Source organism: Bacillus sp. 01N45, from assembly GCF_056399205.1.
On the sequence record NZ_JBFTQW010000005.1, the window covers coordinates 1 to 14,377 of the forward strand.

At 37.0% G+C, this 14,377-nt stretch carries 16 protein-coding genes and 1 pseudogene; all 17 read right to left on the bottom strand.

Features of this window, described 5'->3' with window-relative positions; genetic code table 11:
- Positions 1-131: 131 nt before the first annotated feature.
- Complete coding sequence (locus AC1DMU_RS12885) at positions 132-815, bottom strand: hypothetical protein (protein ID WP_372471003.1); 684 nt, start codon at positions 813-815, stop codon at positions 132-134.
- Positions 812-2,905, bottom strand: coding sequence for a phage tail protein (locus AC1DMU_RS12890; protein WP_372471004.1), 2,094 nt, complete (start codon positions 2,903-2,905; stop codon positions 812-814). Before AC1DMU_RS12890 ends, AC1DMU_RS12885 begins: the two co-directional genes overlap by 4 nt.
- A gap of 228 nt (positions 2,906-3,133) precedes the next feature.
- A pseudogene (locus AC1DMU_RS12895) lies at positions 3,134-4,063 on the bottom strand (phage tail tape measure protein); the annotation flags it as partial.
- Between the two features lie 34 nt (positions 4,064-4,097).
- Positions 4,098-4,520: a hypothetical protein gene (locus AC1DMU_RS12900; protein WP_088063204.1), complete on the bottom strand. Its 423-nt coding sequence runs from the start codon at positions 4,518-4,520 to the stop codon at positions 4,098-4,100.
- A complete protein-coding gene (locus AC1DMU_RS12905) occupies positions 4,484-5,002 on the bottom strand; it encodes a hypothetical protein (protein ID WP_088063203.1) in 519 nt (172 codons plus the stop codon). The genes AC1DMU_RS12900 and AC1DMU_RS12905 overlap by 37 nt, the downstream gene beginning before the upstream one ends.
- 57 nt (positions 5,003-5,059) lie before the next feature.
- Positions 5,060-5,668, bottom strand: a complete 609-nt coding sequence (locus AC1DMU_RS12910) for a hypothetical protein (RefSeq protein WP_063223235.1) — start codon at positions 5,666-5,668, stop codon at positions 5,060-5,062.
- A 12-nt stretch (positions 5,669-5,680) separates the two neighbouring features.
- Positions 5,681-6,103, bottom strand: coding sequence for a hypothetical protein (locus AC1DMU_RS12915; RefSeq protein WP_088063202.1), 423 nt, complete (start codon positions 6,101-6,103; stop codon positions 5,681-5,683).
- A gap of 3 nt (positions 6,104-6,106) precedes the next feature.
- Positions 6,107-6,517 (bottom strand): HK97-gp10 family putative phage morphogenesis protein, encoded by a 411-nt coding sequence (locus AC1DMU_RS12920; protein WP_088063201.1) that lies wholly within the window; start codon positions 6,515-6,517, stop codon positions 6,107-6,109.
- 6 nt (positions 6,518-6,523) lie between these two features.
- Positions 6,524-6,892: a hypothetical protein gene (locus AC1DMU_RS12925; protein WP_215559045.1), complete on the bottom strand. Its 369-nt coding sequence runs from the start codon at positions 6,890-6,892 to the stop codon at positions 6,524-6,526.
- Positions 6,889-7,425 (bottom strand): hypothetical protein, encoded by a 537-nt coding sequence (locus tag AC1DMU_RS12930; protein WP_215559044.1) that lies wholly within the window; start codon positions 7,423-7,425, stop codon positions 6,889-6,891. Before AC1DMU_RS12930 ends, AC1DMU_RS12925 begins: the two co-directional genes overlap by 4 nt.
- Positions 7,425-7,589: a YqbF domain-containing protein gene (locus tag AC1DMU_RS12935; RefSeq protein WP_098885217.1), complete on the bottom strand. Its 165-nt coding sequence runs from the start codon at positions 7,587-7,589 to the stop codon at positions 7,425-7,427. Before AC1DMU_RS12935 ends, AC1DMU_RS12930 begins: the two co-directional genes overlap by 1 nt.
- Positions 7,590-7,759: 170 nt before the next feature.
- Entirely contained in the window at positions 7,760-8,749 is a 990-nt protein-coding gene (locus AC1DMU_RS12940; protein ID WP_215559043.1) for a major capsid protein, read from the bottom strand.
- Positions 8,750-8,769: 20 nt separating this feature from the next.
- Positions 8,770-9,972 carry an XkdF-like putative serine protease domain-containing protein gene (locus AC1DMU_RS12945; protein WP_476941513.1) on the bottom strand — a complete coding sequence of 401 codons (1,203 nt, stop codon included), beginning with the start codon at positions 9,970-9,972 and terminating at the stop codon, positions 8,770-8,772.
- Between the two features lie 114 nt (positions 9,973-10,086).
- Positions 10,087-10,605 (bottom strand): phage head morphogenesis protein, encoded by a 519-nt coding sequence (locus AC1DMU_RS12950; protein WP_215559041.1) that lies wholly within the window; start codon positions 10,603-10,605, stop codon positions 10,087-10,089.
- 113 nt (positions 10,606-10,718) lie between these two features.
- Entirely contained in the window at positions 10,719-12,197 is a 1,479-nt protein-coding gene (locus tag AC1DMU_RS12955; protein ID WP_088063194.1) for a phage portal protein, read from the bottom strand.
- 69 nt (positions 12,198-12,266) lie between these two features.
- Complete coding sequence (locus tag AC1DMU_RS12960; protein WP_088063193.1) at positions 12,267-13,544, bottom strand: PBSX family phage terminase large subunit; 1,278 nt, start codon at positions 13,542-13,544, stop codon at positions 12,267-12,269.
- Entirely contained in the window at positions 13,537-14,364 is an 828-nt protein-coding gene (gene terS / locus AC1DMU_RS12965) for a phage terminase small subunit (RefSeq protein WP_088063192.1), read from the bottom strand. Before terS ends, AC1DMU_RS12960 begins: the two co-directional genes overlap by 8 nt.
- Between the last annotated feature and the right edge of the window lie 13 nt (positions 14,365-14,377).

A 14,377-nucleotide genomic window follows, 5' to 3' on the forward strand; every position in this document is an offset into this window, starting at 1 on the left:
CGTTACACGGTGTTGAATTTGGACGTAAGAAGAAGAGTCCCTTTTTTTCATAAAAACAATTAAATTAGGGGAGTTATTCCCTAATTGGAAATGACTCCCCAACATTCTAATTAAAGATACAGAACCTTCCCTCATATGCCATCAACTCCAACGCCTGCTTGTGCTGTAGATATTAATTTACATTTTGCTATTACTAATGTGCCTTTTCGTATTGTATCCACTTCATTAGGTGGTATAATACCCCCGTAGGTACCGTAATCACCGGTGATAATATGAGTACGATATATTTCCCTCATGAAATCACGCCAATATTTTATATCTCTAAATAGCAGAGTGAATTCTACTTCGCATCCTTTATTACCAGCACTTTGAAAACGCGGATATCCATGCATAACATTGTGAGTTTTTAAGCCGTCTAATGATTTTGGCATCTTTGTTTGCTCGATCATTGCAATATTAGGAATATGCCCAAATGCATGATAAGAAGCTTGACTTACGTAGGCTACATCAGAAGAACCATAACCGATTGTTGTAAATTCAATTGTTTGTGGTCCTGCACCAACAAATATTTCTCTTGCTTCCCAGGCGTAAGGTCCTCGTGCTCTAAATCTTTCAATACCATTTACCCGAACAATAAAGTATTTATCTGGTAGCATACCATCAGAACCAATAGGAACTCGGGACATAAAATGAAAGTTATATGTCCCTGGCCACCCAAAAGTAATGGTATATTTTATTGTGTTTTTTAATTCTACTATATCTTCAAAAAGAAAATATGAACCTGCTTTTCTATGCAATGTTTTTAATATACTCATACATTTCGTACCGCCATTCCCATTAGATCATCAGCGACTACGTTTTGTAGCAGCTTTCTCATTTTTACAAAGTCGTCTGCAGATTGTAGTTTTTCAACAGCGACTCTAAATGTAGCATTTTGAATTGTTACGCCCTTATCCGTTTTCTTTTCGACGTGGGTTTGTCCAGCATATGGATGTGCAGTCTTACCAATCATATCAGCAGAACGTGCTCCCATTTGTCCGATTTGAGTAGATACATCAGTTACTAGTTTCATTGGTTTAGGTGGAACAACGGCTTTGTTTAGCAATTCAGAAGCTCTATCTACTGCAGGAATCATATTTTCCATACCTACACCTAAACCTTCTGTAATAAATCCACCGAATTCCATCATTAGGCGTGAAGGACTACGAATACCAAAGAACTTTTTAACTGCTTTTGGAATTCCGCTAACTACTCCTTTTGCTTTATCAGCGATCCAACCACCCATTGAAGCCATACCTTCACCGACACCAGCAATGATATCTTTTCCCCAACTAAGTGCATCTTTTGCTACATTTTTTATAATGGATCCTACTTTACTGAATACATCTTTTACAGTATCTACAATCCCTGTAAAAGTTCCAGTAATAACTTTCTTAATCGTAGCGAAATTATTTACTATGAAATCTTTAATAGCTCCAACAACGCTAAAAATTGTATTTTTAATCTTATTGAAATTATCTACTACGAAATTAACAAAGGCTCGAACTGCTCCAATAATCGTATCCTTAATAAAATTCCATGCCGCTTGAATGAAATTCTTAATCGCATTCATTACGGTAATGATTATATTTTTAATAAAGTTGAATGCATTTTGAACAGTGGTTTTAATGAAATTCAATACAGTAACAAATACTGTTTTTATAAAATTCCATGCTGCAGAAATAATTGTTTTAATCGCATTCATCACTGTAGAAATGGCACTTTTTATAAATTCGAATGCAGCACGAACAAACGATTTCAAAAAGTTGAGGACAGTAGTAAAAATTGTCTTAATGACATTCCACCCAACTCTAAAAATCGTTTGATACGCTTTTATATAAAATGAAATTACATTCTTAATGAATTCTAAGGCGAATTTAACTACGCCTTTTATAGCATTTAAAGCAGTATTAAACAGAAATTTAATGACATTCCATCCAACTTCGAATATTTTCTTCCAAGTATTGATATACCATTTAATTGCTGCAGTAATACCTTTCCATGCTCCTTCCAGGAGTTTACCTAGAAATGATACGGATGTATGGAAGACCTTCTTTGTACCTTCCCAGAAACTAGAAAAGAACTTAGTTAGCCCATTCCATGCAGCTTTTGCCCCTTTTACAGTAGCATCCCACCCCTTAGAACATACATCACCTATCCATTTCACGGCTTGTTTTGTGTATTTAACAACGTCATCCCAATTCTTATAAATTAAATACACTAATCCAACAACAGCGAGTATTGCAATCGTCCAGGGATTCATGAGTAATGTCATTGCAGATCGTCCAAGTATAGCGAGTGCCTTACCTATCGCGCCAAACATTCCGATAAGTTTAGGTCCTACCTTTAGAAGTCCAGCAAAAGCAGTACTACCTAGGAAAGCTACTGCTCTTCCTATCATTCCGAACATCCCTATCAATCTAGGTCCGAGTTTTAATATACCTGTAAATAACAAAGGAACCTTAGATAATACTGGTACTAGGAATCTAAATGAACCGACAAATGCACCAACCCCACTTGTCATGAATCCCATCATGGCAATTAGTGGACCTAATACAGCAACCATACCTAAAATTGCTACGATACCAATTTGAATTGGCTTCGGTATAGAACTAAAGGCTTTTGCTGCTAATTCCACCGCTTTAATAATTGGAGGAAGGGCTACTTCTGCAATATCTAAGATGGCTTGTCCTAGCGGTTCTAGTGATGCCATAGTAGTACGAACTAACTTTTGCCAACGAACACCAAAGGCTTCTTGCTGCGTCTTCTGCATTTTGCCCATTGCGCCCTCAACATCACCTAATGCACCACTTGCATTATTAAGCCCTAAGACGGCTTGTGCGCCCATGTCTTCCCATTTTGTCAACTTTGTTATCGTAAAAGCTTTTTATCCTCTACTTCTTGCACTTCATATTAATGCAAGTTCGGCATACGTTTTCACTAATAAGTGTCGCGGTCTCGTGGAGGAATTATATCTTTTCATCCTCTATGCTCTGCCCCTGACTATATTTTATATAGCCTTCGGTTCAAGTTAGGAATCTCACCCTTCTTGCTTAATACCGCAATTTTACTTCGGCACAATTTATCATCTACCGAATACAGCAACACCAAGTTGGTTTGCTTTTACTTTATCGTCCATCTTACCTAAATCACCTAAGACAGCGTTAAATACATCTGCAGAAGTTCCTTTACCTTTATTGAAGTTATCCCATACTTTTTGTGTTTCGGGAGACATTTCAGCAAAGGCATCAGATACACCTTTAGAACCATCCTGTACACGAATACCGAACTCTTTTACAAGGTCGTTAATGTAATCGAGATTATAACTGCCATCACGAGTCCCGTTTGCCATAATGGTAAACATCTCGTTAGCAGAGAAACCAGCTTGTTTATAAAGCGGCGCATATTCGGCCACATTATCAAACATTTCATTCGAATAGTTCAATCCCTCTTGCCCACCAGCTGCAAATAAATCAAATGCTTCTTTTGATTCAATACCAAACTGGTTCATCAATTGTCCTGCACCACGAGTAACTTCATTGATATCAGAATCGAAAGTTTTCCCTAGTGTCATAGCACTTTTGGTCGCTTGCTCTAATTCTTCGTGAGGAACTTCTTTCATGTTCTGATACACTTTTACGAGCGACTGATCTACTTCTTCAATACTTTGGCCAAATCCATCTTTCCAAGTTTCTTTTGCGATTTTACCAAGGTTTTCAGCACCTTTTTCAGTAAGACCTAAAGAAGATTGGATGTTCCTTTGTGAAGTATCGAAATCGGATGCCACTTTAACAGCAGCAGCACCAATACCAGCTAGAGGTAATGAGACACCAGCAGTCATGTTAGTACCAACATCTTTCATTTTGTTACCTACATGACTAATGGATTCCCCTGCTTTTTGGAACTTATCATGCATTCCGTTTGCAGTCTTTTGTACTCGATCTTCAAATTGTTGTAAATCTTTATAAGCACCATCTGCTTTAATACCAATTGTCCCGAACAACTGGAACATTTCAGCGAGCATTTACGCACCCCCTTCGCTGGGGTTTATTACCCTTTTATTCCTCATCGTCGTCATCTTGGAATTGAGCCATGATTTGCTCAACGTGTGCTTCACATTCTTCTTGTGTCCATACATCGCCCATCTCATAAGATGACTCTGTATCATCTTGAGAACCAGCAAGCCCAAACGCTTGAAGGTAATCATTAAAAGTAGTTCCTTCTTCTAATTGACGGGTTTGAAATCCGATGAACGCCATCTTCTTCCATTCGTTTAAATCCTCTTGTTGCTCTTCTTGTGCAATGAAAGAAAATAAATCCATTAAACGCGAATAAGGTATGGATAAGACATATTCATCTGTCCACCCATACCGTTTTTGGATTTTATCGAAAGCACGTAACATATTTTGTTCTGCTTCCTCTAAATATTCATTTGTATTCTCGTTTACGCTTGGATCTGAGCCGCTGCTGGTTTGCTCCATTTCTCGCTCTGCACTTTCACTAGTCCCTTGACCTGGTTGAAAAAAGTCATTAAGTCCTCACTTTCTAATAACCCTTGTATAACAGCAACCATTGCTTCCGGAGGGAACTGGCGAAACTCTTCTGCTTTTACTTTTAATAGACTAGCAAAGAACTCTGTAAAGTCATCCTCACAAGCAGGAATCATTGTTAAAACACGGAAAGCAAATTCTAATCCTTTTTGTTGCTGCTTCTCTTTAAGTGCAGCTAATTGCGCTTGTTTTTCCTCTTCTGGAAGAGATTCAGCTACTTTAGTTAATTCATCCATTTCTTGCTTATCCTTACCGAAATCAGCAAAGTTAGCTATCGCACTGCGTCCAACCTTCGAAATAATCTTAGCGAATCGCCAAACGTCCGTTACGTTTAATCGTCGCATTGCTACTGTCTCACCCATGATTGTAATGTCTGTACCATTGTTCATCATTTTTTCTAAAATAGAAGCCATTTTGCTCTCTCCTTTTAGCGTTTAGCTAGTTTTATGTAATAGAAAACCGACTACCATTTATGCGGTAGCCGGCGCTTTAGCAGGTGCTCCTGCTACTTTCTTTTTCTTCGGTAAATAGATTTCATAAGGTGGTGTATTTGGTGCAGATTCACTGTAATGGCCGATGAATTTACATTTCAAACCAACCGTTCCCTTTCCATCTTTCAAATCAACTTCAATAGATGAAACTACTAATGCATTTCGAACAACGAAAATAACCGGCAAGGTGCTTCCCGAAACCATCCCAATCAAAGCAATATCGTGATAACTTGAGTCAGGAATTTCATTTGAAGGCTTCATAATATCGTAATCAGTTTCTGTTGTAGAATCTACTGTCATTCCAGGTAAAGCTAACTGCAGGTTTTCTTTTGTAAATTCTACTAATGTAAGTTCAATATGCGGTTCATCTTTTAATAACCATTTACCGCGCACCATTTTACCTAGCACACCATCAATATCTGCATCATAGTACTCACGATCAAAGCCCACTTTCGTACCACCAGTAGTTGCTCCAACCATTTCCCCGAGTTCTTTTACACTTTTAAATCCTTTGTACATAACACCAGGGCCAATAACGAAATTATCAGTAGTTCCTTCCCGAACACCGTTAATTAATTTCCAGCTCATTTGTTCTACCCCCTAATACAAGTCCGTTCGTATGGTTCGGACAAGAAATTTTACATTTATATGAATGATAGATGGGTCTTCATCTGGTACAGGAAGACTACCTGCACGATGGATAGAAAGTATCCCGTCATCTTTTAAACCAACTTCTCTATCTAGCAATTTTTCAATACGTGTAGCGACCAAATTCGCCTTATCATAATCACCGTTATCACAATACACATCGAAATTAAGAATCATACGATCTATAATTTCAACGTCATCCGGATTATTTGCTTCAATTCTCATAACTACATAGGGCATTTCCATATCATCTTGTGCAGTTTGGAATGTAAGAGCAGGGCCTTTGTCCTCGCCTTCACCGTATTCTGATAGATTGGCTTTTATTATTTCATCGTTCTCTACAAGCATTCTAATAGCTGCAATAGCAGTAGACATACATTATCCTCCCATCATTCTTTTAAGTTCTCTGCGTTGTCTTTCGAATGACTTTAATAAGAATGGACGGGCTTCCATATTACTTGTACCATTTTCAAGCCATATTGCTTTTTGCAAGTCACTTCCTACTGCACCCAATACTTCTGATTGTGATCGTTTAATATTATATTTAATCGAATTTAGCAAATCACCTGTACGAACAGCAGGAGCTTCCCCTGGTTTAGAAGCAGTATATTTACGACTTGTATGTGGTATCTTGTATTGTTTACCGCTACGGCTACCTGTGAGATTTTTTTTAACTTCATTTTGTAAATGAATAGATGCTGCTGTGACTTTTTCAACACACATAGCGTTAATATGCGTCTTTACTTGCTCCATATTGCTAGAAAACTCAATTTCTACTGAATTAGCCATATAGAATCACACCTTTTCACAATAAATCTCGATGTGGTGATTCATAAATGCAGGATTACGTGGTTCGCCTTTTACTTCGAACGTATAATCAACACCTAATTCTTCATTTTTGAAATGAATACGATCATTAGGCTTAATTTTGTAAGAAGCAGGTGCATAAATCTTAAAAGTTGTATCGAAATTTTGTTTGTCACGCTTAAATCTTTCATTATCAGCAGCAGAATTAGTAGTTACACGGCAAATCATATTCTCGTAAATTTCCTCTTCTGTTTCTGTATAATTACCAGAGGATTGTTTCTTTCTCTCTTTTCGTTTTACAACTACTTCATGAATATATAAATCATCCATATCACCATCGTCAAAGTACATACTCATGTGGCCATCACTGGCTTAACTCTTGCTCTAAACGCTTTTAAACCATTAAGTATCTTATTATTTGTAGCAGGTTCATCTAACGCTTCTGGGCTAATCTGGTACGAATAATCCCCTATACTTTCGGATGTCTTCATACCTTTCCGTTGTAATTTAGCACGACCTACTGCAGAAATAACCAAATCAATAATACATTTCCTCATAAGTACCTGCAGATCATCATAATCTTGTATCTTATATTCGAATTCATACAATTGATTTTCGGATAAACCATAAACAATACGCCCATTTACTGTAATAGAATCGGACATATCTTGTTTTGAACTAACATGTGTTACTTTTGCTATAGATTCAGCAGGAAAAGTAAGCCAAGCTAGTTTGCTTGTTTGGATGATTTCTTTCATTGGATTCTCCGGCTTGACTCTTAAATACTTTTTAGTAATAACCGTATAGTAATCTATTAGTTCTTGAATAACTGTATCAGGCATTTTCTGCACATTTACGCGGTCTTTAATGTCCTGTATGTTAATATCCATTATGTTTCTTTCTCCTTCTTATCGACTTCTTTTACAAGTTCAAAATGTCCAGTACTTACAAGGTAATCAGCTTTATCATTTGCAACTGTTTCTTCTTGGCCATTCTTAAACTTTTGTCCATAAGCGGTGTAAGTACCACCGTATCGCAGCTTAACTACTTTCATAATTAGCACCCCTTTCTCGAATGTAAACTATTGCATGAAAGTTTACATTCGTATTGTTGGTTTTATTGGTTCTATCTCATTTTCTATTAAAAACAAGAAAACATTAAAAAAGTATACATTCAAAACCCTGATAACAAAGGGTTTATTCCCATAAAAAATACGCCTGGTTATTAGGCGTCGAATGTATCAGGAATATTCGTCAGAATTGCTACTGCATCCAATTCTTGAATTACAGCATCATCATCAAAATGAATTACATAGAATCGTTTATCTTCCATTACTGCAGATTTACCTTCTGTTGTTTTACGAATACGAGTTTCATATGTGTTAACAGCAATAAAGTTACGTGGATCTGCAAGAATAATAATGTCATCTGATAAAGTAGGAACTGTAACAATTCCGTATCCCATCGGTTTATTAACTTGGTCTCCTGCTCCTAGTAATGCAGCATCACCTGCACCTGTAGGACGGTTTGTTAAATATTCAATCCATTTTTCCCTACGATTTGGTGACATAATCCAACGTAGATTACTATTTTTATATTTATTCGGCATTACACCAGATAGAGCAAAGATCGATCCTTTACCAAATCCATTAGCTTTTGCTTCTTCTCCTGTACCAGTTACTAATTTAGCGTGGTCAATAATATGAGATTCTTTTGATTTTAAAAGCTTCTTCAACCAACCATCGTTAATTGATAAAAATGGATCAGATGATTCAGCATCACCATTCCAGTGTAAATCCTCTAAATCAACACCTGTTTGACTTGACATAAGTGCCATTACAGTATCTTCAAAGCCTTCCCCTTCAATATTTTCACGCAGCGTTTCTTCTGTAATTTCCCAAGGTAGGCGAAGTGCTTTTGTATTGTATGGAATAGTTGATGTAGTAACACCTGCACGGTAATCCTCATCTTTATTCTCTGTTTTCTTACGTAGAATACGGCCGCCAATACCAACTTTATCAAGTACACCTTGTTTTGCTTTACGCATTTCTTTTCGATGTAATTGAGAGAATGGTGTTGCGTCAAAAGCCATTCTAAAGAATTCTTTACTTTGCTCTGGATTTAATAAACCAGAAGAAACTGAACCTGTAGTAATTGTCTTTTCAATTTTAGATAGACGATTTAATAATTGCTGATTGTTGTATGTTGTTCCCATATTAATATTTCCTCCTTATATTACAGGTTAACGCCTGTCCATATAGATTTTTTAATTGGTTGTTGTCCAGGTACTGGATCACCATCAGGATCTAAACCTTTACGAATAGAAGCAGCGTTTTCGATGTTTTCAAGACGTTCAGCAAATGGCTCTAATGCTTTTTGAATAACTGCTGCAACTTTCTCTTCATCCGTTTGCTCTTCTGGTGTTGGTTCTACTTCTTCACCATTCACCTGCTTTTCAATCTTCTCTAACTTAGTAGCTAGTGGCTCTACTGCTTGTTTAACAATCTCTGCAATATCCTTTGCTTTCATTTCTTCTTCCTCCTCTGGTGAAGCAGCTTCTTTTATTTCACTAATTAAAGCTAATGCTTCATCTAATTTTGCATGATTCTTTTGGGATAATACTTTCCCCGCTTTTTTAATACTTTCTAATACAATGTTTTCTGCTTGTACACTATCTTCTGATTTCGCAATGGTATAACCGCCTTTAATAGAAGAAAGGATTTCCTTCATGTCTTCAAGAGCAGTCAGCATTCGGTCAATATCGGGATTATTCTCCCAAATCTCCCAATAGAACACATCTTCGAATAAATTAAAAACGGCACGTAAATCGCGGTTTTGTCTTTCATCAACAAAACGATCTTTTACTTCACCTTTTTTAATAGCATGTTTTTCACCTTTGAAGAAACCAACCATTTTACGAATAATGCCTTTCTCTTCATGGGTAAGGTCATCTGCTTTCGCGATTTCTACACGTTTACCAAATCCACCCATTGAAAAACCGGTAACTTCACCCTTTTTAATTTCTTCCCAGGTGTCTGCATCATCAACACGAACAGTCATAAGCCATGTTCCTGCTTTTACTTCTTGTTCGCCTACTGTCATATCACTTTTAGCAATCCAGTTTTCAACTACTGTCCCTTTACCAGCGATTTCATCGTGTTGTTTATCGATGTGTTGGTAATTATCCATAAAGGTATATGCAGCCTTTTCAATTTCTTCTGCGGTCATTGTATCCCCATGTGTATCTTCTACATCTGGTTCATATACCACACCTGTAACAAGCTGCTTATCTTCCTCTGTTTTAAGGATTGGAACCTGTTTTGATATATTTGGTTGTTTAGCAGATTCGCTTTTCATAATGGCAAATTGACGACCGTTTGCGCCCTTTGTAACTAATGAAACATAACTGATATTGGCGTTTTTTAGTTCGTATCCCATCGTTTTTACCTCCTTCCCTATAAATATTGGGGTTCCACTGTCAAAACGCATAGCAGCTAATTTAAAGCCGTATACGTTTTGACGATGAAACCCCAATTAAATAGGTGTATTTTATTACTCTTCTGAAATCATAGTGCAGCGACAATGCGGATGAGCTGGCGGACACATCTTTCCATTACTAAATAGATCATCAATATCTACCGTTTCCCCATGTAAACCACCACATTCTTTACAAACACGTTCATCATTACCTGTAAGCCATGTTTTCTTGTTTCTATTTGCACCCTTATAAGCGATTAAATTGCCGTAATTCATTGCATATGTTGTTTCTGTACGTGCAATCATCATTGCTCTATAGTTACTTGCTTCTGACATCACATCTGCAATAGAAACACTTAATGCATCGACACCCATTCCTTCACTAAGATTCTTTAACATTGTCTCTCTTAATCTATCTTTAGTGGTTTCATGGATTTCTTTTGCTAATTCAAATGCATAAGCAGCAACCCATTTTGCAGCAACGTCACCAATTGGATCTAATACCATCCAGGTTAAACCATTTGATGCAAGGGTACTTTGTACAAATTCTGTTACATCATCCTGTAGCGTAGCAGTGACTTCATCGACAAACATTTGTCGTTCCTCATCCCAATCAACATTATCCAGAAATTCATCAACTTCTGCTTCTGCAATTACAAGATCAATCTCTTCATCTGCTTTATTAATACGAATTACGGGAAGCAGGTTTAAGAGCCGTTTTCCCTGCTTGGAAAAAAATCAGCTACCTTCTTTTGCATAGCTTTCTCTATTTCTTCATGCTTTTCCCTAAATGCATTAATAGCAATTAAGTTATCTTGTTCATCATCTGCAGATTTTGCAATTGGTTCTGGTGGAGAAGATTCAGTTGTACCATCAAAGAATTTATCTCCTCCTGGTACAGGTTCATAACCTACTACCTTACGAGACTCATTCAGTTTTAATATTCCACCTTCATAACTGTCTTTTGCATACTTCAAATCTGCTTCACGATCATCCGTATCGATTTCATTTAATTTAAAATGCCAATCTAAACCGCCTAGTATTTCAGAAAATACACGGAACAATTGATTGTTTAATCGATGTTCTAATATTTCTTGGCCAGGTTCAATAATAGAACGCTTGTACATCTCATTCATTTCTTTAGCAGTTGTTTGTCCTAATGAACCTGTCATAGCCCAACCGATACGATAAGGTGGTACACGATGGGCCACACATATCTCCATTGCGCTATCCTGCTTATACAAACGGAAACTACCTTCTTTTACATCAGGGCTGATTTTTTCCAATCTAGCTTTTGCTCCTGGTGGAACAGGAACTACGGCCAACTTATGATGTTCTCCCTTTGTTTCTGCAGAGAAGAACGCTTTTAATTCATTTTCCGTTCCCTCATCTATCTCATCGATTCCCTCAATAAATAGCAGAGCATCTGGAATAGTCTTGCCCGTAAAAAAGTTAATATTGTAATCTCGCACTGCTTGAGAGCCAACTATTGAGCCAATAGAACTAACGTAATTAGGTATCCCATAATAAGAAGAACGTGAACCGAATTTGCGAATAACAATTACTTCCCCGGCTTTTTCTGTTCCGTTTTCTGCAATGTCTTCTGCTCCTAAAGGTTGACCATCAACAAGACGAAACTCATCAGGATAACCGAACTTTTTAAACCATCGTTCTTTGTTACTTACGATTTGAGCAAAGCGAATTTTATCTTTATGAGCACGAACTGTGTGAGCTGGAATGTGGTATAGTTCTGACGGTTCACCTTTGTTATTACGAACAACTTCAATAATTCCCCAGCCAACTGTCTCATAATCATCCCATACGGCTCTTATGATTTCTGAGCTTGTCATTTCTGGATTACAATTACGCATGAATTCTTTTAACCTTTTATACTGCTCCTGGCTCGCTGCTTCTTTTACTTCTTCAAAAGGGGCAAAGTCAAAACCAACACCAGCAATATCATCGACTTTTGCGCTAATACAAGCAGAATGAATAGGATTACTTTCCTTTATATCCAGTAGAGTTGCCATATCATAAGGAGGTTTAATTAATCCTTTATCACTATATGATTGAGCGAATGGATCAACTGCCATTTGCTTGCTGTTGTCTTCCTTATTCTTCGGATCATCTGCAGCTTTATTAATACCAAATACTTTTACATTCTTAATTGTCTTCTTATCGCTCATATCGTTTGTATATCCTCCTTTCTTCTATTAATAGAGAGCAAAAGAAATAGCCGAACAATTAATGTCCGACTACACTCTTTTAACCTTTCCACCCATAACTACTTTACGTTTACTCATATCATCCTCACATGCATAACGAGTCATATCGATACTATGGTTATCCTTATCTTGCAATCTGTTTTTCGGATTACCGTCTTTATCAATCTCATAATCAATATTTTCGAATTCGCCTGCAGTTTTTGGACAACGTTCGGGGTCAATTATAATTTCTTCTAAATCATCCAACCATTTTTCTCCGTATTCAACAGAACCAGGCCCTTTAACAGCACCTTTGATTCTCTTAATGTCATGATCATTTTTCATTTCATCAATTGACTTTGGTTCCGATGAATCCGCGATTATCTCGACGTCATCCCAACCAAGTTGTTTAATCTTTTCAGCTAATAAGCGATTACTGATTTTAACGCCATGTATTTCGCCGAATATATAAAGCTTTCTGCGCGTTTTATCATAATGCATACGACCAAAAGACAGCGGGTCATTCCCATAACCCCAGTCAATCCCTTGACGTATATTATCAAATGTTTTAATTTCTTTATCTGTAATACGTTTGAATTTGAGATTACTAAATGGAACAACGCCGCTGCCTGTCGGTTTCCCTTCATATTCGTGTTCATATTGCTGTGGTTTAAGTCTTTTTGTTTCTTCTGCTTCTTCCACGAACTGCTTAGAAATATGAGGATTATCATGATATGTACTATGATGTACAAATGTATTCTTTGGCTTGAATTGCGTTTCAAACTTCTTATTAACCCAGGACTGTTTTCTCTTCGGTGGGTTATACGAGTAATACATTTTATATCGCAGTCCATTCGGTAATTCTTTACGCAAAATAGACTTCTCTATTGTAGAAACATCTTCTTCTAATTTAAATTCGGCCAACTCTTCAAACCATGCAATAGCAACTGGATACTTCGCTATTTTAATAGATTTGATTTTTGCAGGGTCATCAGCACCACGGAATATCATTTTGTTTCCACGCGGTTTATAAATGATTTCCATCGGACTTTCTTTAAAACGAAATAAATGCTCTACACCTAAGATTTCTATCGCTTCTTTTATTTGCTCATAGCAGGATTCCCGTATTGTATCCTTTACTTTACGTATGCAAAGCACTGTAATAGGAAACTGAATAAGATCCATAACAATACAAATGGATATATCCGTAGATTTACCCGAACCACGCCCGCCTTTACAAACAATTTTTAATATCGATTCACATTTACGAGCTAACCAAACTTGATGAAAAGCTGGTGGAAGTATTTCAGCGATTTGCTTTTTAGACATTTAAATCACCACTAATATTATCTACAATGACAACTGGCTCAATATTGTTATCATCATTATTAGTATTAGATTTAATTTTGTCGATTTGAACCTGTATAAATTCAAGTTTTGCCCTTCGCTCATCGTCTATATTAGCTAATCTATCAAAATCCTTAATAAGAGCAGACAAAGTAGAAAGTGCCTTAGATTGAGCGTTTAAGAAGCTCGCTTGTTTATCCCAAGCAAATTGAATTTCCCACTCTTCTTCAAATCCACTTTCACTAAGTTTTTTCTTTCGTAGTTCCTTCGTCATGTCCTCTTTATTATTAACGAACATAATACGTTGAGCATGAATGATTTGAGCGTGCTGCAGCATTATACTTTCCCATAGAATTGATAATGGATCATTGTTAATGGCTTCCTCTAGCTCTTCTTTTAAAGCATATAATTCTTGTGGTAAATACTTTCTATACAAACCATGTGTAGCAGCATTACCATTACGTAGCGGAGCAGAACCTCCGGGATTACCGGTAGCATTTTTATTGCCCTTTTTGGCTCCACCACGATTGTTTACAGCATTCTTATTCCCTTTGGGTGCTCCTGGTTTCTTTTTGGAGTACTCCGTATCTTTCTTTGGAGTACTCCGTTCATTTTTATGGAGTACTCCATTTAATTTGTCTATCCATTCATCTTTGGATTTCCATCCGCCAACCGTTTTTTCACTTACAGTTTTTTCGGATGTAGACAACAATTCGGCGATTTTACGATTCGTAATATCACCATTATGATCTTTAAATATTTCATACGCTTTGTTACGGTCTGGACTTCGTTGTCTGGCCATAATTACATAACAC